This window comes from Vibrio sp. Isolate25 (genome assembly GCF_022398025.1).
Taxonomy (GTDB): domain Bacteria; phylum Pseudomonadota; class Gammaproteobacteria; order Enterobacterales; family Vibrionaceae; genus Vibrio; species Vibrio coralliilyticus_A.
On sequence record NZ_JAKEUT010000001.1, the window covers coordinates 1,353,700 to 1,373,141 of the forward strand.

The 19,442-nt window shown below is 44.0% G+C and carries 19 protein-coding genes; 10 read left to right on the forward strand and 9 right to left on the reverse strand.

Translation table 11 applies throughout. The features are described from left to right. Window position 1: 1 nt before the first annotated feature. The 3 genes from L1D15_RS05890 (at window position 2) to L1D15_RS05900 (ending at window position 1,923) form a co-directional block, all read left to right on the forward strand. Window positions 2-649 (forward strand): MurR/RpiR family transcriptional regulator, encoded by a 648-nt coding sequence (locus L1D15_RS05890; RefSeq protein ID WP_031342654.1) that lies wholly within the window; start codon window positions 2-4, stop codon window positions 647-649. A gap of 293 nt (window positions 650-942) precedes the next feature. Beyond that, entirely contained in the window at window positions 943-1,602 is a 660-nt protein-coding gene (locus L1D15_RS05895; protein WP_095571113.1) for a nitroreductase family protein, read from the forward strand. Window positions 1,603-1,632: 30 nt separating this feature from the next. Then, a complete protein-coding gene (locus L1D15_RS05900; protein WP_239874984.1) occupies window positions 1,633-1,923 on the forward strand; it encodes a putative quinol monooxygenase in 291 nt (96 codons plus the stop codon). A gap of 82 nt (window positions 1,924-2,005) precedes the next feature. Here L1D15_RS05900 and L1D15_RS05905 read toward each other — a convergent pair whose 3' ends face one another. The 5 genes from L1D15_RS05905 to L1D15_RS05925 form a co-directional block, all read right to left on the reverse strand. Then, entirely contained in the window at window positions 2,006-3,430 is a 1,425-nt protein-coding gene (locus tag L1D15_RS05905) for an aspartate kinase (RefSeq protein ID WP_239874985.1), read from the reverse strand. A gap of 66 nt (window positions 3,431-3,496) precedes the next feature. Continuing rightward, the gene (locus L1D15_RS05910) at window positions 3,497-3,883 is read right to left on the reverse strand and encodes an ectoine synthase (protein WP_239835838.1); all 387 of its coding nucleotides are present in this window, start codon (window positions 3,881-3,883) and stop codon (window positions 3,497-3,499) included. Between the two features lie 14 nt (window positions 3,884-3,897). After that, window positions 3,898-5,166, reverse strand: coding sequence for a diaminobutyrate--2-oxoglutarate transaminase (gene ectB, locus L1D15_RS05915; protein WP_239874986.1), 1,269 nt, complete (start codon window positions 5,164-5,166; stop codon window positions 3,898-3,900). A 15-nt stretch (window positions 5,167-5,181) separates the two neighbouring features. Beyond that, window positions 5,182-5,733, reverse strand: a complete 552-nt coding sequence (gene ectA / locus L1D15_RS05920; RefSeq protein ID WP_239865314.1) for a diaminobutyrate acetyltransferase — start codon at window positions 5,731-5,733, stop codon at window positions 5,182-5,184. A 646-nt stretch (window positions 5,734-6,379) separates the two neighbouring features. Further along, window positions 6,380-6,769 (reverse strand): helix-turn-helix domain-containing protein, encoded by a 390-nt coding sequence (locus L1D15_RS05925; protein ID WP_239835833.1) that lies wholly within the window; start codon window positions 6,767-6,769, stop codon window positions 6,380-6,382. Window positions 6,770-6,917: 148 nt separating this feature from the next. Here L1D15_RS05925 and L1D15_RS05930 point away from each other — a divergent pair, with 148 nt between their 5' ends. Continuing rightward, window positions 6,918-7,460, forward strand: coding sequence for a nuclear transport factor 2 family protein (locus L1D15_RS05930; protein ID WP_239874987.1), 543 nt, complete (start codon window positions 6,918-6,920; stop codon window positions 7,458-7,460). Window positions 7,461-7,534: 74 nt separating this feature from the next. On the opposite strand, the gene L1D15_RS05935 is transcribed toward L1D15_RS05930, so the two are convergent. Then, complete coding sequence (locus tag L1D15_RS05935; RefSeq protein WP_239874988.1) at window positions 7,535-8,215, reverse strand: DUF1826 domain-containing protein; 681 nt, start codon at window positions 8,213-8,215, stop codon at window positions 7,535-7,537. Window positions 8,216-8,310: 95 nt separating this feature from the next. On the opposite strand from L1D15_RS05935, the gene L1D15_RS05940 reads away from it, so the two are divergent. From L1D15_RS05940 to L1D15_RS05960, 5 genes are all read left to right on the forward strand, one after another. After that, on the forward strand, window positions 8,311-8,496 hold the full coding sequence (locus L1D15_RS05940) for a DUF1007 family protein (protein WP_239874989.1): 186 nt from the start codon (window positions 8,311-8,313) through the stop codon (window positions 8,494-8,496). 124 nt (window positions 8,497-8,620) lie between these two features. Beyond that, the gene (locus L1D15_RS05945) at window positions 8,621-9,595 is read left to right on the forward strand and encodes a DUF1852 domain-containing protein (protein ID WP_239874990.1); all 975 of its coding nucleotides are present in this window, start codon (window positions 8,621-8,623) and stop codon (window positions 9,593-9,595) included. Window positions 9,596-9,624: 29 nt separating this feature from the next. Continuing rightward, the gene (locus L1D15_RS05950; RefSeq protein WP_239863549.1) at window positions 9,625-10,653 is read left to right on the forward strand and encodes a methionine synthase; all 1,029 of its coding nucleotides are present in this window, start codon (window positions 9,625-9,627) and stop codon (window positions 10,651-10,653) included. Between the two features lie 480 nt (window positions 10,654-11,133). Further along, window positions 11,134-12,675 carry an ABC-F family ATP-binding cassette domain-containing protein gene (locus L1D15_RS05955; protein ID WP_239874991.1) on the forward strand — a complete coding sequence of 514 codons (1,542 nt, stop codon included), beginning with the start codon at window positions 11,134-11,136 and terminating at the stop codon, window positions 12,673-12,675. Between the two features lie 25 nt (window positions 12,676-12,700). Continuing rightward, window positions 12,701-13,846: an MFS transporter gene (locus L1D15_RS05960; RefSeq protein WP_275658287.1), complete on the forward strand. Its 1,146-nt coding sequence runs from the start codon at window positions 12,701-12,703 to the stop codon at window positions 13,844-13,846. Window positions 13,847-13,976: 130 nt separating this feature from the next. Here the strand turns inward: L1D15_RS05960 and L1D15_RS05965 are convergent, their stop codons facing one another. Then, complete coding sequence (locus L1D15_RS05965) at window positions 13,977-16,565, reverse strand: cellulose-binding domain-containing protein (RefSeq protein WP_239874992.1); 2,589 nt, start codon at window positions 16,563-16,565, stop codon at window positions 13,977-13,979. 368 nt (window positions 16,566-16,933) lie between these two features. Next, the gene (locus L1D15_RS05970) at window positions 16,934-17,629 is read right to left on the reverse strand and encodes a VC0807 family protein (RefSeq protein WP_239835821.1); all 696 of its coding nucleotides are present in this window, start codon (window positions 17,627-17,629) and stop codon (window positions 16,934-16,936) included. 372 nt (window positions 17,630-18,001) lie between these two features. Between L1D15_RS05970 and L1D15_RS05975 the strand changes: the two genes are divergently transcribed. Further along, a complete protein-coding gene (locus L1D15_RS05975; protein WP_239874993.1) occupies window positions 18,002-18,799 on the forward strand; it encodes a Cof-type HAD-IIB family hydrolase in 798 nt (265 codons plus the stop codon). Window positions 18,800-18,820: 21 nt separating this feature from the next. Here the strand turns inward: L1D15_RS05975 and L1D15_RS05980 are convergent, their stop codons facing one another. Continuing rightward, the gene (locus L1D15_RS05980) at window positions 18,821-19,423 is read right to left on the reverse strand and encodes a hypothetical protein (RefSeq protein WP_239874994.1); all 603 of its coding nucleotides are present in this window, start codon (window positions 19,421-19,423) and stop codon (window positions 18,821-18,823) included. Window positions 19,424-19,442 lie beyond the last annotated feature (19 nt).

Genomic DNA, 19,442 nt, shown 5'->3' on the forward strand with positions numbered 1-19,442 from the left:
GATGAATACATTTAAGGGCATTGAGCGTGTCATCTATGAGTACTTGATCAGCCACGCGAGTGAGTTGGCCGAGATCTCTGCGAAAACCATTGCGAACAAAGCACTCACGACGACGACCTCAGTCAATCGTGTGTGTAAAAAGATGGGCTACGCCAGTTACACTGAGCTCAGGTACAAGCTCGCCGCTGATCTGAAAAAGCAGACGCAATCTGTGATTGAAGAAGATGACCAAATTCAACGCATCGAAAAAATCGCTCACTCATTAAATCATTCGCCTGTGGTGTATCTCTATTCCCGTGGTGCCTCGATCGTCAGTGTCTCTTACCTTTCACGATTTCTATCCTTGGCGAATGTTCCCCACTTAGTGATCACGGATATCCACCAATTGGCCCGCGCCGAAAGTGGTACCGTTATGCTGATCAGCAAGTCAGGAGAAACGCAGTCTGTGGTGGATATGGCCCACAATGCAAAACGCAAAGGCTTGAAGGTATTTGCGATCAGCCATACAGGGTCAACACTCGCGGGGATTGCCAGCACCAACTTAGATCTTGCTGAGCAAGTCGATGGTATCTCACCATACAGCCGCGAATCGCAAATCCACATTCTAGAATTGGTCGATGCCATTGGCCGCGAGCTACTGACGCACTAGTCTACCGCCGCATAACACCCTCCCCTAATTCGCAGCTGATGGTTTTCCCTGCCTGAAACCAAACGCATCGCATTAATCCTTGCCAAGTAATTATGGACACTTATTTCCATAATGATTGGAAGTTTTCGCTATTTCTCCCCTTCTTCAATGTCGTTAATCTACGCCCATCGACATTGTTCATATCGAAGTCTTCGAGTTTTTGAGCTTGTTCGTTTACTTGAAATAAGGGTTCAACATCGTCCGAGCGGTTCGTGAGACCTAATGCAATTATCTAAATTCAACTAGGAGCCAACATGACTCACCCAATCATCAAAGATCTAAACACTCGTTACACAGCCAAAAAATACGACGCAAGTAAGCGTATCTCTGCTGAAGATATGGAAGTCATTAAAGAAGCGATTCGTTTATCTGCTTCTTCTATCAACTCACAACCTTGGAAGTTCATCGTTCTTGAGAGTGACGAAGCAAAACAACGTTTCCACAACACGTTTGCCAACATGCACCAGTTCAACCAACCGCATGCCAAAGAAGCGTCTCATACGATTTTGTTTGCTCACAACCCTCGCTTTACCAAAGACAACTACAAAAAAGTGGTCGATGCAGAAGTGACCTCAGGCCACCTACCAGCAGAGCGATACAATGACATGTTAAACGGTGCGTTCGGCTTTGCGGAACTCAACACAGATGAGACAGGTTTCAACGGTAATTGGACAAAAGCTCAAACCTATATCGCACTAGGTAATACGCTACACACGTTGGCGCGCATGGGCATCGCTTCGACACCTATGGAAGGGGTAGACCCAGAGCTGATCGGTGAAGAGTTCAAACAAGAACTGGAAGGCTTTGTATGTGACTTTGCGCTAGCACTGGGTTATCACAAAGACGGTGAGGATTATAACCACGGTCTGCCAAAAGCGCGCCTGCCTCTAGAAGACGTCATCACGACACTGTAAAGCATCAGAAATTGACAAAAAGGTAAGCAAATGAGCAAGTTAACGATTATCGCCAATATCATTGCCAAAGAAGGCCAGATTGAATTGGTTAAAGCTGAACTGATCAAACTGATCGACAAAACACGCGCTGAAAATGGCTGCATCAACTACGATTTGCATCAAGACAACGACAACCCAGCGCATTTCGTTTTCCATGAAAACTGGGCTTCTGAAGCCGCGCTAGATACTCATCTCGCCAGCTCACATATCGCTGACTACGTCGCAGCTGTTGACGGCGCGGTAGAAACATTCACGATCAACCGCATGACGCATATTGCCTAACTATGCTATCAAGATAGAAAAGCCGCTTTGCGCGGCTTCAACACATCATCCCCATATTTAATGTCAAATAAGAGGACACTCACTAGGCAATTAGCGCTTTCTTAATAGAGCTCGGCTCAAAGAATACAGAGTGCAAAGCACATATAGAGGTATGGTATTCATCATCATTAACAACGAATTGTACATTCACATTTCTCATCGATGAGTGGACAGCAATCGGGGTTATGCCTTTTTCCATCAACGCCAACAGCCCTTTCGTTAATGCTTCATTTGTATCAAACTGGGAGCCAATAGTTGATATCAAGGCCACCATTCGACCTTTAATATTGGCATCTGGGAAACGTTTCTCTGTCTTGTATAACACGGTATTCAATGCATCTGTGCTACCCGTCAGATAATAAGTCATTGAGTTCGCATTCATCTCTTTACCTACCAATCTCACACGAGCATCTGTAATGATCTGCATTAAGTCATAGCTGACATTATCAACGCATCCCACCATGGTTTGATCGAAAAGGTGTAAAGCAAAAACTTTCTCTTTACCTGCAATAATTTCGACTTTATCCATGGTTGGACGGAAAACACCAGAGATCAGAGTGCCCGGGTGGTGAGGCTCAAATGTATTCTTAATTTGAAGCTCTATACCACTTTCGCGAAGACCAGCGGCAGCATTGGGATGAATAGCTTCCATACCCAAGTTCGCAAGTTGATCAGCCACATCATAGTTTGTTTCCCCTAGTGGGAGCACTTTATCTGAGCCAACAACACGAGGATCAGCTGAGCTTAGGTGGTATTCTTTATGAATAACCGCAAGATCTGCTCCAGTTAATGACGCAATTCGGCTAAACGTCATTTCGCTGTAGCCACGATCATAGGTAGACATCAAGCCTTCTTTGCAAGACGCATAACCCGTGACGATAGGCAGCTCCTGAGTGACATCAATGTCTGAAAATGCTTCAAGAATACTTTCATCCAAACTAATGGGAGCCTGTGTATCCCAACCTGATAAGTCAACAAACTTTGCATTCGCCCCCATGTTTTTCAGCTTGAGTGCCGTATTGTAGGCACTGTGGGCTTCACCGATTGAAGAAAGAAACTCACGAATTTGAGGGAGGTAATGACGAAGTGAAAACTGACCGTATTGGCACGTTTCCAGTATGTTAGAAATACATATCTTAGCTTCCGAAATCCGAGAACGAATGAACTTATCTGAGCGTAAGCGATTCATTGGATCAGCAAAAATATTCTCATTGGTGAGTAACATTCTTTGTTCAACACCATCAAGAGCTTGTTGCCAAGCATCGTCTCTCTTAGCAATCAATTGGTACACACCTGCTTTGCTGGTTTTTTTGCATTCGAGTAAAGCATCAGTGATACCTGCGTAAGCGGAAACAACAAATACACGGTTGTACATTTCCTCTTCGCTTTTCTTAATCAAAATATTATCTAAAACAGCATCAAACGCGGTCATTGAAGTACCGCCGATTTTCTCTACGGTATAGGTCATGTTAGGGCCTTTTTAAACTGGAGGAGTGGGTAATAGCTAGGCCCACAAGCCTAGCTATTAGAGCTTCTAATCGATGAGAGGGTATACGCCATTTTCATCATGAGTCTCTTTACCTGTAATAGGAGGGTTGAATACACATGCCATCACCATCTCTTTTCCCTCATAGGCACGAAGATAGTGCTCATCGTGTTGATCTAAGATGTAAAGAGTGCCGGGCTTTATTGCATAAGTTTTACCACCAACGACTTCAATCTCTCCTTCGCCGCTCATGCAATACACCGATTCTAAATGGTTCTGATAGTGGATATGCGTTTCTGTATTTTCAAAAATCGTTGTGATGTGAAAAGAAAACCCCATGTTGTCATCTTTTAACAACATACGGACGCTTTCCCATGTCTCTGAAGCTACTCTGCGCTCACTATCTCGACATTCTTCAAGTGTACGAACAATCATCTTTTTCTCCCTAATTACGATGCTTTCTTAAATTGTTGCTGGATAACAAACTCAACAGAACGCTCAAAAATATCTAGCCCTTGTTTGAGTTCAGACTCCGTGATGGTGAGTGGGGAGAAAAATTTCACCACTTCGTCGTCAGGCCCAGCGGTTTCAATCACTAATCCATTATCAAAACAGGTCTTGACGATATCGCTGGCTAATTGACCATTGCTACACTCAATACCAATCATCATTCCTCGCCCCTTCTGTTTAACAAACATGCTAGGGTAACGAGCTAGAGTGGAGTCAATAACCTCTGACACGAGGGCAGAGCAACTTTCAATATGCTTTTCAAATGGTTCGCTATCCGACCAATAAGCCTTGAGAGCAACGGTTGCGGTAACAAAGGCATGATTATTACCACGGAAAGTTCCGTTATGTTCCCCTGGTTTCCAAACATCTAATTCAGGCTTCATCAGTACAATAGCCATTGGTAGGCCATAACCACCAATGGACTTTGATAGCGTGACCATATCTGGCTTAATACCTGCGGATTCAAAACTAAAGAAGGTGCCGGTACGTCCACATCCCGCTTGGATATCATCGACGATTAATAAAATATCGTGCTGCGAGCAGATTTTGCTCAGGCGCTGTAACCATTTGTCAGAAGCTGCGTTGAGCCCCCCCTCGCCTTGAACGGTTTCTACAAGTGCTGCGGCAGGTTTATCAAGACCAGAAGAGTTATCATTTAACATCGTTTCAAACAATTTTAAGCCATCGATATCCGCATAGCCTTCAAAAGGGATACGCGTGACATTGTTTAAACTGACTCCCGCCCCCTGACGATGATGCTGATTACCAGTTGCTGCTAACGCACCAGACGTACAACCGTGAAAACCATTAGTAAACGCAACAATTGAGCTCCTTCCTTTTGCCTTTCTCGCTAGTTTAAGAGCAGCCTCAACAGCATTAGTGCCTGTAGGACCCGTAAATTGGACTTTGTAGTTAAGGCCTCGTGGCTCAAATATATTCTGCTTCAATGCATTAAGAAAATCTGACTTGGCCGTTGAGTGCATATCAAGCCCATGTGTAATTCCATCAGCTTCAATATAGTCAAGCAAAGCTTGTTTAAATATCGGGTTGTTGTGACCGTAGTTGAGTGACCCTGCACCAGCAAGAAAATCTAGGTATTTTTCACCGGATTGCGTCTCCAGCCAGCACCCTTTTGCTTTGGTAAAAACGACCGGAAAGCTGTTGCAGTAAGAACGTACTTGTGATTCTTGTTTATCAAAAATATCCATGATTAGACCGTTTATCTATCCTGTGGTTTGAGTGTTTTTGAGCGGAATTCGATACAAATATTCAGTATCGTGCTCCCCTTTAAAATGTGTGTTTTGGTCGAGAAATGTTGAAATGCTTCCCTGAAGGCCATTCCGAGCATCGACCTTCTTGAACAGTGCCCAAGAAGAGCCATTATCTTGGGTAATGGTCGTTTCAATTGCCGTAATATTTTGTAGAGCATCTCTCGCTAAAAGGGCATCGATCATTCTTAGCGCTAGGCCCTTTCCGCGAAAATTAGGCGCAACAGCCACCTGCCAAATGAACAATGTGCTGGGCTCTTCCGGCTTGCGATAGCCAGAAACAAAACCTGAGATCTCACCTTTGTAGCGTGCTAAAAGGCAAGTTTGGCGAAAGTGGGTAGATTGCAAAAAGTTGCAATAAGAAGAATTGGTATCCAATGGCGGACACTGGGCAATAAGCTTGAAAATATCATGACCATCTTCAGCGCTAGGTACACTGAATGATCCGAAGTGCTGGCACTCTTCGTCAATCTCAGGAAAAGCAACCCAAGGAGCCACTGCGATCATAGGAATATGCATTTACTTTGTACTCTAAACAATTTCACTGCTTATTATCGTGCATCAAATAGCGAACAAAGCAAGAAAACAGCCTCAAAAACTTAATTTATGTGACCAAAATCACACAATAAAATAAGAGCACGACCAGAAAATAGATTAGAAATCTAATGTTTCGAATTTTAAACATTAAAAATGATAAGTAACCAAAGAAAGAGTAGGATTATGTATGAAAATAAAAATGAGCACGATGAAGTTTTTCATCAAGATTAGACTTAAAACATTAAAAATTAATAAAAAATTAATAATAGAAAAATGAAATACGATTGACTCTTCATAAGCCAGTCGATAATAGAGGATAAAACTTACTTAGAGGGCGAAATAATAAAATAATCGCTTTGGACGTTGAAAAACCAAAACGTTAGCTGATAAAGAGAGGCATATAAATAATATAACCAATTGAATTATATGAGTTTTAACCCAGTTCGGCGATTAACACTAAATAGACCAACCTTGAGCAATCCATTACGTTAAACTCACCACAGTGGAAGATATCGCCCTCCTAGACAGATATCCTCCTAACGAAAAGTTTACCTAACATCGCCCACATATAGAAAGGGGCTGCTCAGCGAGATTGATAGCAGAGCAATGCAACACACTAACGCTTATTTGCTCTCTCATCATAAGCTTGACGAGCACACTCTATCTCCTGCCTGTGATCATCTGCCCAACAGACTAATTGATATAGAGGCTTCACCAGTTCTCGCCCCATATCCGTTAAACAATATTCTACCTTTACTGGCACTTCAGGATAGACGGTTCTATTGACGTAGCCTTCACGCTCTAAATCTCTCAAAGTTTGAGTCAACATTCTTTGAGATATGCCTTCTATCCTAGATTTCAAAGAGTTGAACCTATCCGCCCCATCTACCAGAGCAAACAGGATGAGTAGTGACCATTTGTCGCCAATTTGGGACACAACGTTACGAACAGCACACTCTTGATTGTTGTAGAAAACTCTTCTTTCTGGTTTAGCTTGAGCTGACAATTTCTCACTCCTTGTCTTTTCAGAATACTTCATAGGTTACCAAAATGTGCCTAGCGTAGCTTTTAGTACCTTATTGTCATGCAGGTTACTATTAATTACCATAATAATCAATGTATACCAAAATAAGACATCAACATCAGGAGTCCCCATGTTAAAAGCAATGACATCTATTATTATTTTACTAATAAGTACAATAAGTTATGCACATTCATCAGATAAAATAACGATTGATATAACGAGCTTGCAAAAGCCAAATTGGACAGAGCAAGAACGTGCAAATGCCGAACTGATTACTGATTTTGTGCAAAACTTAATGAACAATCATAATTTTGATTATGTTCTTGAGCACTACAACGACAGCACTTATGTTCAGCATAACCGCAACCTTCCGGATAAAGTCACCGGCTTAGTCGATTTCTTACGTGAGTTTGTTGAGGAATACCCTGACTATACCTATGACGTAAAACATATCTATGTGGATGGCAATTATGTCATTTTCCACTCTCATGCCACACTCAACAAAGAAGATAGAGGTAATGATGAGAAAGGTATGAATATTATTGATACTTGGCGACTTGAAGATGGCAGAATCGTCGAACATTGGGACTCAATCCAAGCTCTGGATTTTTCAATGAGGGTCTACTCACTGATTAGCGGAGGGGATATCCAAAACTCAAATGGCGTATTCTAATTGGCCAGTTACCCAGTTACACAGCCTAAATGGGGCGTTCTTCGCCCCTTGGGTTACTTGTCTAATCTCGTTATCTAGCCAAAGTCGAGTGTCATTATAAAGCGACGCTGTTCAGGGTGAATGGCAGGTGAACGGTGAACTAACGCTGTCTCTTCATTACCTTCCCAGCGACCACCTTTAAGCAAGGCAACATCACCACAATGCAGTTGCTGTACATCGGATTCGTGTTGATACAAACCAGAAAGAGAGTCAGGTTGACCATTACTGCCACGGCCCAGTTTTGAACGATCTAAAGCAGAGTTAGGTAGCCACTCAGTTGCTGCACCGTGATAGGTAGTCACAAGGCGACATGGCACTTGGTCAACATGGAATCGCGGGCACATCGCAGTACTTAATGTTGCAAATCGCACTCCTACCTCTTCCAAATCAAATAAATAGCAGAACATATCAACAAGCTGAGCCATGTCTTTCAACAAGGATTCCGGTGCTTGCCCATTAGTCGCACAGTCAAGAGTCTCAAATGCATTTGAAGGGGAGACAGTTAAAGACTTACTAATGGTTGGATTCGCAGCGATATATTGACTGATCAAGTTGGTAAAGTCTTCATCGAAACGTCGTTGCCAGACCGCTATATTGACCCCCTCTTGATAGATATCACTTAACACAATTGGCTGTCTATCTAAGCGAGCATGAGATCCACCAATCGTCTGAACTGCATCACCCGCTACAATGGGCTCGGCTAAAACCACATTCATTATCTCTCTCCTGTGTTGTACAAAACCAAAAAAGAAACGTTATAACATAACAATTAAATTTACCAATAGTTGTTTTCTGACCTTAGGTTTCAACCTTGCTTCAAGCACACCCAAACTCTTGGCTGGATCTTAAAACTCATATTGAAGGTCAAGAGAGCATGATTACAGGGTTTGAAATGGAGTGGACGTTCGATGACCCAGAAAGACAAGGGAACATGAATTTCTTTCACAATGAATTTGAAGTAATACCATTGTTATTCAAGTCCAGAACAAAGTTATAAAGGAATCTACTCTTATACCCAGACAGAATTAAAAAATGAATAAATAGCTGTCTAGAGCATTCAGCAATGCAAAGAGTAAGAAATGACTTCAGCTTTCATCTAAGGAAATAGGATAACGATCACCATGAATACAGACTTCACCTTTACTATCAAGAGCCTTAGCCTCGATGAAAATTACCGACCATCTGATAGCACACGCATAACAACTAACTTTGCTAATTTGGCAAGAGGTGAAAGTCGCCAAGAGAATTTACGCAATGCATTGAAGATGATTGACAATAATTTTAATGCACTGGCTCATTGGGATAACCCAAATGGCGACCGTTACTCAGTTGAACTTGAAATCGTTTCTGTGGATATGGATATTGAAGCTAACGGCGAAAGCTTCCCTTCGATTGAAGTACTCAAAACGTATATTGTCGACCACAAAACAGAGGAACGCATCGAAGGCATTGTGGGGAATAACTTCTCTTCCTACGTTCGAGATTATGATTTTAGTGTTCTTCTCCTTGACCATAATAAAGACAAACCGAAGTTCAGCATCCCAGAAAACTTTGGTGAACTTCATGGCAAGTTGTTTAAGCACTTTGTTAATTCAGATATATACAAGCAGAATTTCACAAAGCTCCCTGTGATTTGCTTAAGTGTTTCTGACAATAAGACTTATCATCGCACCGACAATCAGCACCCTGTATTTGGCTACGAATATGAGCCAAATGAATCGTCCCTAACAGAGCTATATTTCCAGAAAATGGGGCTACAAGTGCGTTATTTCATGCCGCCGAACAGTGTGGCTCCTTTCGCCTTCTATTTCTTTGGCGACCTGTTGAATGATTACACCAACTTGGAGTTGATCAGTACCATCAGTACGATGGAAACTTTCCAGAAAATCTATCGCCCAGAGATTTACAATGCCAATGCCGTAGCCGGTAAAGCTTATCAACCAAGTTTAAAAAATAGTGACCATTCACTAACACAGATTGTCTATGACCGTGAAGAGCGCAGCCGCTTAGCAATTGAGCAGGGAAAATTTGCTCAAGAACACTTCATCAAGCCATATCAAGCTGTGCTTGAGCAATGGTCTGCAAATTACGCGTAACAACTGATAAGAATAAAGAAAGGCTTACTATGAAAACACTATTACCAACTTCTACAGCAGGCAGCCTACCCAAACCTTCTTGGTTGGCAGAACCGGAAAAGCTTTGGTCACCTTGGAAACTACAAGGTGACGAACTTACCGATGGCAAGCAAGACGCGCTACGATTGTCGTTGCAAGAGCAACAAGATGCGGGTGTGGATATTGTTAGTGACGGCGAACAAACTCGCCAACACTTTGTGACAACCTTCATCGAGCACTTGAGTGGTGTTGATTTCGAAAACCGTAAAACCGTAACAATTCGCAACCGCTACGAGGCCAGCGTTCCAACGGTTGTCGGCCCAGTCAGCCGCCAAAAGTCTGTCTTTGTCGAAGACGCTAAATTTTTACGTCAGCAAACAGATCAACCCATCAAATGGGCGTTACCAGGCCCAATGACCATGATCGATACTCTGTATGACGATCATTACAAAAGTCGCGAAAAACTCGCTTGGGAGTTTGCCAAAATCCTCAATCAAGAAGCGAAAGAACTTGAAGCTGCAGGTGTCGATATCATCCAATTTGATGAGCCCGCATTTAATGTTTTCTTTGATGATGTCAACGATTGGGGCATCGCTTGCTTAGAACGTGCTATCGAAGGACTTAAATGCGAAACAGCCGTTCACATTTGCTACGGTTATGGCATCAAAGCCAATACAGATTGGAAAAAAACTTTAGGGAATGAATGGAGGCAATATGAGGAAATCTTCCCTAAACTGCAACAGTCCAATATTGATATTATTTCACTGGAGTGCCATAACTCTCGTGTACCGATTGAGTTATTAGAATTGATTCGAGGCAAGAAAGTAATGGTAGGCGCGATTGACGTTGCGACGGATAGTATTGAAACGCCTGAACAGGTCGCAGAAACACTGAGAGAGGCACTCAAATACGTTGATGCAGACAAGCTCTACCCTTGCACCAACTGCGGTATGGCTCCATTACCTCGCGAAGTCGCACGCGGTAAACTTACAGCCCTAAGTGCAGGCGCTGAGCTGGTCAGAAAAGAGCTGTTATCTTAAATATCCGGTGGTTGAGATTATCGTTATCTAGCCACAAACCATTGGTTATCTGGTAACTTCATGTTCTCCATTTATAGGGAACGAATAGAGCGAGTGTATATCATCATTGAGTGAAGGATTGACACCTAATCTACATTTGGGTATCTTCCGCCGGATAACGAATTTTGACTTCTCTACTATGCTTTATATCCTATTCAAGAATTTTGTCAGACGAGTGAGCTCCGCGCATTAACACGATGAAGTGTTGCTCGGAGCTGAAACTCTTTTAAATCTTCATCAGATATTACCGACTATGACGTTCCTGTTTTTTTTCAGGAGCTGCAGGTGTATCTGATTAAAAAGTAGAGAGCGGGCCGACGATGACCTTCATCGCCGGCCCTTATTGTTTCTGAGATTCAGAAGCATTATTTCTTGAAGCAAATTCTTGTGACGGGGTCGGTATGAACAATACCGACCCCGTTTTTTTATGGATATAAAACCATGAGTATACTTACAATTCAAAATCTTACGTATCACATTGGCGAAAAAATACTCTACCAGAATGCCAGTTTTACGCTTTTTCCGGGCGAACATATCGGGGTAACCGGGAAAAATGGTGTCGGTAAGAGCACACTATTGAAACTGTTGCAGTCGGACTTATTACCTGATGGCGGTGACATCACGTGGCAGCCGGCTGTGCGAATAGGCTATTTAGATCAGCATGCTGTAATGAGATCAGCTATGACTGTTCGTGACTACCTGCACACTGCATTTGCCGATTTATTCAACCTTGAATCCGAGATGATGGCGATCTACGCATGCCCTGAGAAATGTATGCAGAAGAGCTCTCTAGCCCGAGCCGCCGAAATTCAGGCATCTCTGGAAAGCCAAGCATTTTATACCATAAACAATCGGATTGATGCGGTTGCCGACGGGCTTGGCATTATTCAGTTTGGGATGGAAACTCCGCTAGGAGAGTTAAGTGGTGGGCAACGACACAAAGTAATGCTGGCTTCTCTGCTGCTGATTTCACCTGATGTATTGTTGCTCGATGAACCAACCAACTACCTCGATACCATTCACGTTGACTGGTTGGCCGAGTTCCTGAGCAGCTTCGATGGTGCATTTATGGTGGTATCGCATGACCGAGCCTTTCTGAACCGGATCACGACAGGGATTTGCGATATTGATCATCAGCAAATTCGCAAATATCGCGGTAACGTCGACAAAGCCATGGAACAAAAAGCCAATGATGACGCAGCTCATACAAAGCAATATCTCGCACAAAAAAAACATATCGACAAGCTGGAGCGGTTTATCGCCAAAAATGGCGCTGGAGTGAATGCGAGCATTGCCAATGGTCGGAAAAAGCAGTTGGCCAAAATGACTCGGCTGAGCGCTCCGGAGCAGAAGAAGTCTGTCTCAATAAGATTCCAGTCAACTTCGCACAGTGTACATCAAGTCTTAGCTGCCACAGATCTGGAAATTGGTTATAGCAAGCCGTTACTACCTAAAATGGATTTCAATATTTTGCAGGGAGAAAAGGTGGTCATTGCTGGTTTTAACGGTATTGGCAAATCCACGCTGATCAAAACACTGGTCAGCGAGATTACGCCTATTGCTGGGAATATTGACATATCACAAGGGGTGAAACTGGGCTATTTCGAGCAAGAGTTGCATTGGTACGACCCGCAGGCAACGCCGGTAAGTTTAGTCAGATCAGCCTGCCATGGCTTAGATGACAAAGCAGCACGACAGCACTTAGCTCGATTTGGCCTATCTGGAAAACTGACATTACAGCCAATTCACTCACTCAGTGGAGGGGAGCAAACCAAAGTGAAGCTGTGCCGCTTAGCTTTACAGCCAACAAATCTATTGGTGCTGGATGAGCCCACCACACACCTAGATGCCAGTGTGAAACAGGCTTTGCAACAAGCACTAATAGATTACAAAGGCACGTTGATTTTAGTGTCTCATGAACGAGAGTTTGTCGCCGGATGGCCAGATAAAGTGATCAATATCCAAACGATGCACAGTCACTGACTCTGCGTTAACTTAAGGAATAAAAATGAAAATTCTATTGTTTTTTATTGCATTTTTAGTTGGTGCAGATGAGCTGATGCTAGGGCCAATTCTGACTCCAATAGGAAAAGATCTCGGTGTCGCTCCTGAGCGCGTCACTTTATACATCACAGCCTATAGCCTTGCACTTGCATCGATTGCTCCCTATCTAGGGGCATATTCCGATCGTTATGGGCGACTTAAGATCATGATTCCAGCCTGCCTACTATTTGGTTTGGCGTCTATTGCCACTGGCCTTGTGGACAACTTTGAAGCAGGGCTGATAACGCGAATAGCCACTGGGCTGGCAAGTGCTGGCATGTTACCACTTGCTTTTGCGTTAGCAGCTGACTCCAGCGGTGAGGACGCGATGAAACAAATTGCTTGGGTGCAATCTGGTCTGACACTGGGAATGATATCCAGCCCAGCCCTGGGTGCTGTTTTAGCTGAAGTATTATCTTGGCGAGCCGCGTTTTTACTGCTCGGTTTCTGCGCATGGTTTGTTGCAGCAGCATTGGCCTATATATCCATGCAGAGGCAAATACCTAGCCAGCAAGCGATAGAAGCTAAAAATGCCCATCACGTTGGCAAGGTCTGGCAGATACCTGGGGCTGCTGGGGCACTACTTGCCATGTGTTTCGGCTTAGGCGGTGGTATTGGGCTATTTAACTTGATTGGTCAACACCTAAAAGATACGCAGGGAGTTTCGATATGGGTCATTGGCAGTTTGTATACGATTTTGGGTTGCATCAGCGTGATAGGAAACTTACTCATGCCTAAACTGGCTAAGCGCCTAGGAAACGGACGCCAACTCATGAGAATCGCCTTAGGAGTTTGCGTGATCGTCAGTGTATGGTTTTATCTGCTGCCAACACAAAGCCTATACGTTCTGTTATTTCCGCTGGCCTTATGGGCACTGGCAGGTGGCATAGGCTCTCCCGCTTTACAAGGCTATATAGCAGAGCTGTCTACTCAGCATCGCGGTGTATTGATGTCGCTAGCAATGACCATGATGCACTTAGGTGTGGCCATGTGGTCTGGTGTCGCTGGCTTTGCCTACACTGAAGGACCAATGGGTATGGCATTGTTGGCTGTGGTTCTGTTTGGGGTAGCAATGACGGCCTTGAAACCAGTGCCAAGAAACTTAGCCTAAACCTAATATACAAAGCCGCCCTCTTCGAAGGCGGCTTTGATGTTCATCTCCTTTAAAGGTTACCTATTGAAGCAAGTCACTCAAGGAGCCTTGTTGTATTAGACAATGTGCAACGAGTCGTGCCTTGTCATTACTGGGGGTTTAAACCAAGTGTTTGCAGAACCAGCTTGAAGTTATCTTGACGCTCTTTCACTGCATGTACTTCGCCACTGACCGGACAAGTATGGTCTGGACAACCTCTGTTAACGATGCCGGATACCGCATCAATAAACTCAGTACCTTTTAAGCCTCCATCAACGTATTTTTTCAGTTCTGTGTAGTAGTTCCAGTCAGCGTAAGGGCCACCTTCATCATTGTATGCCTGCACTGATGTTACCCAGTAAAACAAGCCTGCAATCCATTTGATCTCGCGGTTTTCCTCAGAGCTACAAATCAGCCCAGGGTTAGAACAGAAGTCTAGATCCGCATAGAGAGGATTCGCTGGAGGCGCTTCAACGGTTACACCATTGACAGTGGTGCCAATAGTATCAGGGTCAACATGTGAGCGGCCCATGAAGTGATTCAACGTACCAAAGTTCTGACGCCCCGTCGTTTGAATAACACCACGGCCCCACCAACCACAGCCTTGGACTGTGCCGTTAGTATCTGAACCATCCCAGATAAACTTACCCGCTTTTTGCTCAGCGTAGACTTTACATTCATCACGTTCCCAAACCTGTTTAGAGGTATCAACAACGCTAGGAACCTCATTACAATGACCGTTGTTTGTCCATCGACCGACATTACCATTGACCAACAGACCTTGTTCTTCCAATACAGAATCTGGCGCTGCAAAGATAGGCGCTGGAGCACCGTACCACTTAGCATTCGTTAATGCACTGACTTCCATTTTAGGGTCACGAGGACAAGAATAAGGATGATCCTGCCCAGTCACTGGATCCATACCATAATCCGCATACTTCTGACCAAGTTGACCACAACTTGCAGTCATTGGGTAGTCGACGGGAGCACCGTATCGAACTTCAGACCAGTTGTTTTCATCACAAGCATTATAACGAATCGTCTCCTGCATACTTTGTGATAAGAAAGCGGCAATGGCGACTTTAGCGTAGATCGTATTGGTAGCATCATCCGCTGCATCATCCAGCAGCCAGAAAGTATTACCCGCAACACCAACGTTGTGCATTGAGTTAAGCCCAGCCAAGAAGTCTGCCCATTTATACACAGTCGACGGAATCCATTGAGACTGAGGTGTTTCAAATAGGAAAGCTTGGTTATTCATTGCCGTTTCTGCACTGGCTAACTCGTTATTGAGTGACTCAATTCGCGTTAGAGGCCCGCTGGTGACACTTTCACCAACATAATAAAGCGGGACAGGTGCATTCTGGTAACGAGCAATTTTAGCGCTAAGATCAGCAGAAGCAGAATCAAAAGAAATAGCAAAAATATTACTGTGAGCCGCTTTGCGAATATGGCTTTCTCCTGCAGTGTTGCCGAGGAAATAAGCTGAAGCCTGTGATGTGGGGAGAGAAGAGAGCAAAGCCGGTGTTTGTAGATAATCCGTGACTTGCTTGACATACTCCAACGCGTAATGCCATTGGTTGTCTGATAATGAAGGGGATGAGCTGGATTTAGTGAATGCAACAAAGTCTGCTTTTGTCAACGAATCCGCTTTGTACAGTTCAAAGCTAGATAGTAAATCTGATGTCGCACCAGACGCTGCATTCCAAACCGCCCTGCGACCCGAATGAGTGTCGTAAGCAAAGTCTCCAATGTTGAGTCCCCAACCGAAGGTGGCTTGTGGCGCCAATGTAGAGATAACAAGGTTGTACGCTTGCGCCCAGCCTTGAGCGTCATCGGTAAGCGCATTAATGTCATTGATGTCGATTTGACTGCCCGTCGTGTCAACCGCTGACGTTAAAGCCTGCTTAACAGCAATCACACCCAGACCCTTTCCTTTATCTACTGTTGCCACATCCAACACATCGCTGTTGATGATGATTGACGTTGTGCCTGCAACCTCAACATCTTGGATAAGTGAAACAAACGCGTTGGTTAACTTAGTGATGTCCGACAAGTTTTGACTATTGATTGTATCGACAACTAATGTAGAAGGTGCATTCAGTGTTGCGGGGCTGGTCACCACAAAATGGCTCGGCCAACCATTCACTTCAAGCCTTACTGGATCCATAGGGTTTGGCAAAGACAGTAATGGTGCAGTACCAGGAGGCGTATTGTCACAATTTAGGTGATGAGACCAACTGCCATCACTTCCGGGAATTGACGATGTCCACCAGTTTGCTTCATAAGCAATGTTGTCTTTAACCATGACATCACCACCATTTGCGTGGTCACCTTGCGTCCAGTCAGGATAGATATTGAACTCTGAACATAAGCCATCAACGGGCCCCGGTGTCGGATCTGGCGTCGGCTCCGGTGTTGGTTCTGGATCCGGTGTGGGATCAGGTTCTGGCGTTGGGTCAGGCTCTGGGGTTGTATCACTAATCAACTTCCATGGTGAGTCCCACTCATTAGCATAGTCATCAGTTGGGCTCTGCCCTGCATTAACCCACCATTTGGCCTCATAAATTTGCCCATCCACCGTTACTTGCGTTCCACCAGAATAGGTTTTAGTCGCATCATACGGCTCTGCTGCAAATAAGTGCCCACTTAGAAGCACACACGCCAATGAGGTCGCTATCTTATTAATCCTAAACATAATTTTACCTTTCAGTTCATTATCTATTTCACGTTTTATAGGAGTGAAGTGTTTACTTATTTATAAAATAATCTTCTAAAAATAAGTTAGCAGTTCTTGATAGCAATATCAGACCAAACGTTAGGATTTATATTGTTATGCGGCAAATATCACGCAGAAACGAATGAAAAGGGCTCAGTTAGTTAACAGGTTAAAATAACTTAATTACGAATTGTTCTGCTCAATGAGCATGCTTCAAGTAAGCTCTAGAAAATTGAGAGGGGATCGAAAAAGAAGAAATGCAGGTGCTTGAAAGAATAAAGAATATTACTCCTTTAGCAGATGTTCGTCCGCCTGAGTTGTAATCAAGTCAGGCGGATTCTATATACTTATTTGGTATGGAATATTTGCTCTGTCTCTAAGGACGTCATAGCTCTGATTTGACGCCATAGGTAATAGAAAATACCGAACATCATCAACATGCTTGGAATCGCAATGGCTGGATAGCTGTACAAAGTGAGCTTGCCCAGCTCTTCGTTAAATTCAGGCGTGCCCGCAGGGCTGGTGACAATCCAAGTTGCGAGGAAATAGTTCATCGCAGAAGAAAACGCAAAGGTACTGGCGAATAGATAGTTTGATGACATCAGGCATCGCTCAAATTCTTGAGATTTACCGTTTTCTTCAAGGCGTTTGGTGATCAAAGATAGGTTTAAAACCGTGTCGTTCAAGAGCATCTTCTGCATTAGTGGGTAACGAGTAAAAGTAGAACCTAATACCGCTAAGCCGATCAGGCCAGGGATCAGTGCTTCTTTTAGGGCCAACCAACGCGTATCAAGCTCCAACAGACCGATACCGCCAGTCAGTAACACACTGACAAAACCAAGTGCGGAAATGAAGTTGAACTTCTTATTACGGATAAGATCCATACCGCCGTAACCAATAGGGAAGAGCAAAGCGACCACAAGCGCCATTGCCGTACCTAGGTGCTCTTCACCACTAAACTTCATCAATATGAATGAAGGGATGAATACGTTAAAAAGGATCTCAAATAATGGGTTCGACTTTTTCGTCGTCGTGTTGCTCATAATTTCCTACTAACTCTATTATGTCGCTGTTATTTACTTTGGTGGAAGTGTTCATTGCTTAGCGCAAGATGTAAAGCGTTAAAATGTCGGGTTGTGTAACGACTTATTAAATACATAAGCAACCAATACATTGACTCAAATGATACGTAACCCCACTCACGTCAACTCTATCACAAGGTTAAGCGTGCGACTTCTCTTCATTTCACAGCGTCAATACTCTCCAACGGTGTGGCCTGACTACCTCAGGCCACAATCTGACTGGCTCCTGCCCTGCATTTCTGCTTGAGATCGTCACATTTTCCTGTACTTTACCTGATATTTGCTTGAGCGCTTTTTGAGCCTTTCGCTTTCTGCATTTTTAGGTAAACAAACATGTCGCTTTCAGATATCAAATTCGTCGCTGCCGATATGGACGGCACTCTGCTGGATGAAAACAGCCAGTTAAATCCTGAGTTCTTCGAACTATACGAACAGCTTGAACAGAAACAGATCATTTTTGCAGCGGCATCGGGGCGTCAGTATTACAGCCTGATGGAGACTTTCTCTCCAATTAAAGATCGTATGATGTTTGTCGCTGAAAATGGCACGCTGGTCATGCACCAAGGTAAAGAGCTTTACAGCTGCAGTATTGATGGCAGTGCCATTGAAGCCATCATTCAGCAGGCAAGAGCAATTAGTGGAACACACATTGTGCTTTGCGGTAAAAACTCGGCTTACATCGAAACGCAAGATCCTCGCGCGTTGGAAGAGTTTGCCAAGTATTACCACCGTTGCGAGTACGTTGAAGATCTACTCAGCGTTGAAGAAGAGTTCATTAAAATCGCCATTTGCCACTTCGATGGAACCGAACAGCTCGTGTTCCCTACCATGAACGAGCACTTTGGTGACAGTCATCAAGTGGTGGTGAGTGCTAAGATCTGGCTGGATGTGATGAATGCAGAGGCTTCAAAAGGCGCAGCCATTAAACATCTCCAACAAACGCTTGGCTTTAGTCATGAACAAACCATGAGCTTTGGCGACTACCTAAATGACTTAGAAATGCTCAAAGAGAGCTACCACTCCTACGCAATGGAGAATGCTCACAACACCATCAAGCAGACCGCTCGATTCCGCGCACCAAGTAATCGAGAGAATGGCGTCCTTCAGGTCATTAAAGACAAGCTGCTTTAAAGCGCATCAATTTAAAGCCCATCACCGTCGTTCTTGGGCTTCTTCTTTCTCCGATAGTTCTGCGAGTTGCTGCGTGATTTCTTCTTGCCTCTTGGAACAGCGTTCAACTGCCTCTGCGGTCACCTTAAGGGCTTTGGCCATCTGAGACACATTGTGTGTTGCACTGAATACCGTATTCTGAAGTGGTCTTAGCAATAACCAGTACACAGCACCAATGATAGCGATCAAGATGACACCAACTAAAGCGACGATCAACACGATCTTCAACTGCAAATCGTCGAAAAATCGCTGACTCTTTTCACTCACCACTTGTTGCGAGTGCTGAATGGCGGCAGGGAAGCTAGCAACAGACTCTCTGGAGATGGAGACCAGCTGATTGAGGTTGGAAATAGTCTCACTCAACGTCTGCTTTTGTTGTTCAGTCAGATTATCACTGTGCGCAATACCATCGAGAGCGCCAGCAATATTATCCAACGATGCACGAGTTTGATCGATGGACTTCTCTATCCCTTCCAACTCCAGCGTCACATTAACGTCAATAAAAGCACTATCCTTTTCACTCTGTTGTTCTGCTGCCACATCGATAGATATCAGCGCTAACCACAATCCAATCCAGATCCTCATGCCTTTACTCTCATTGTTT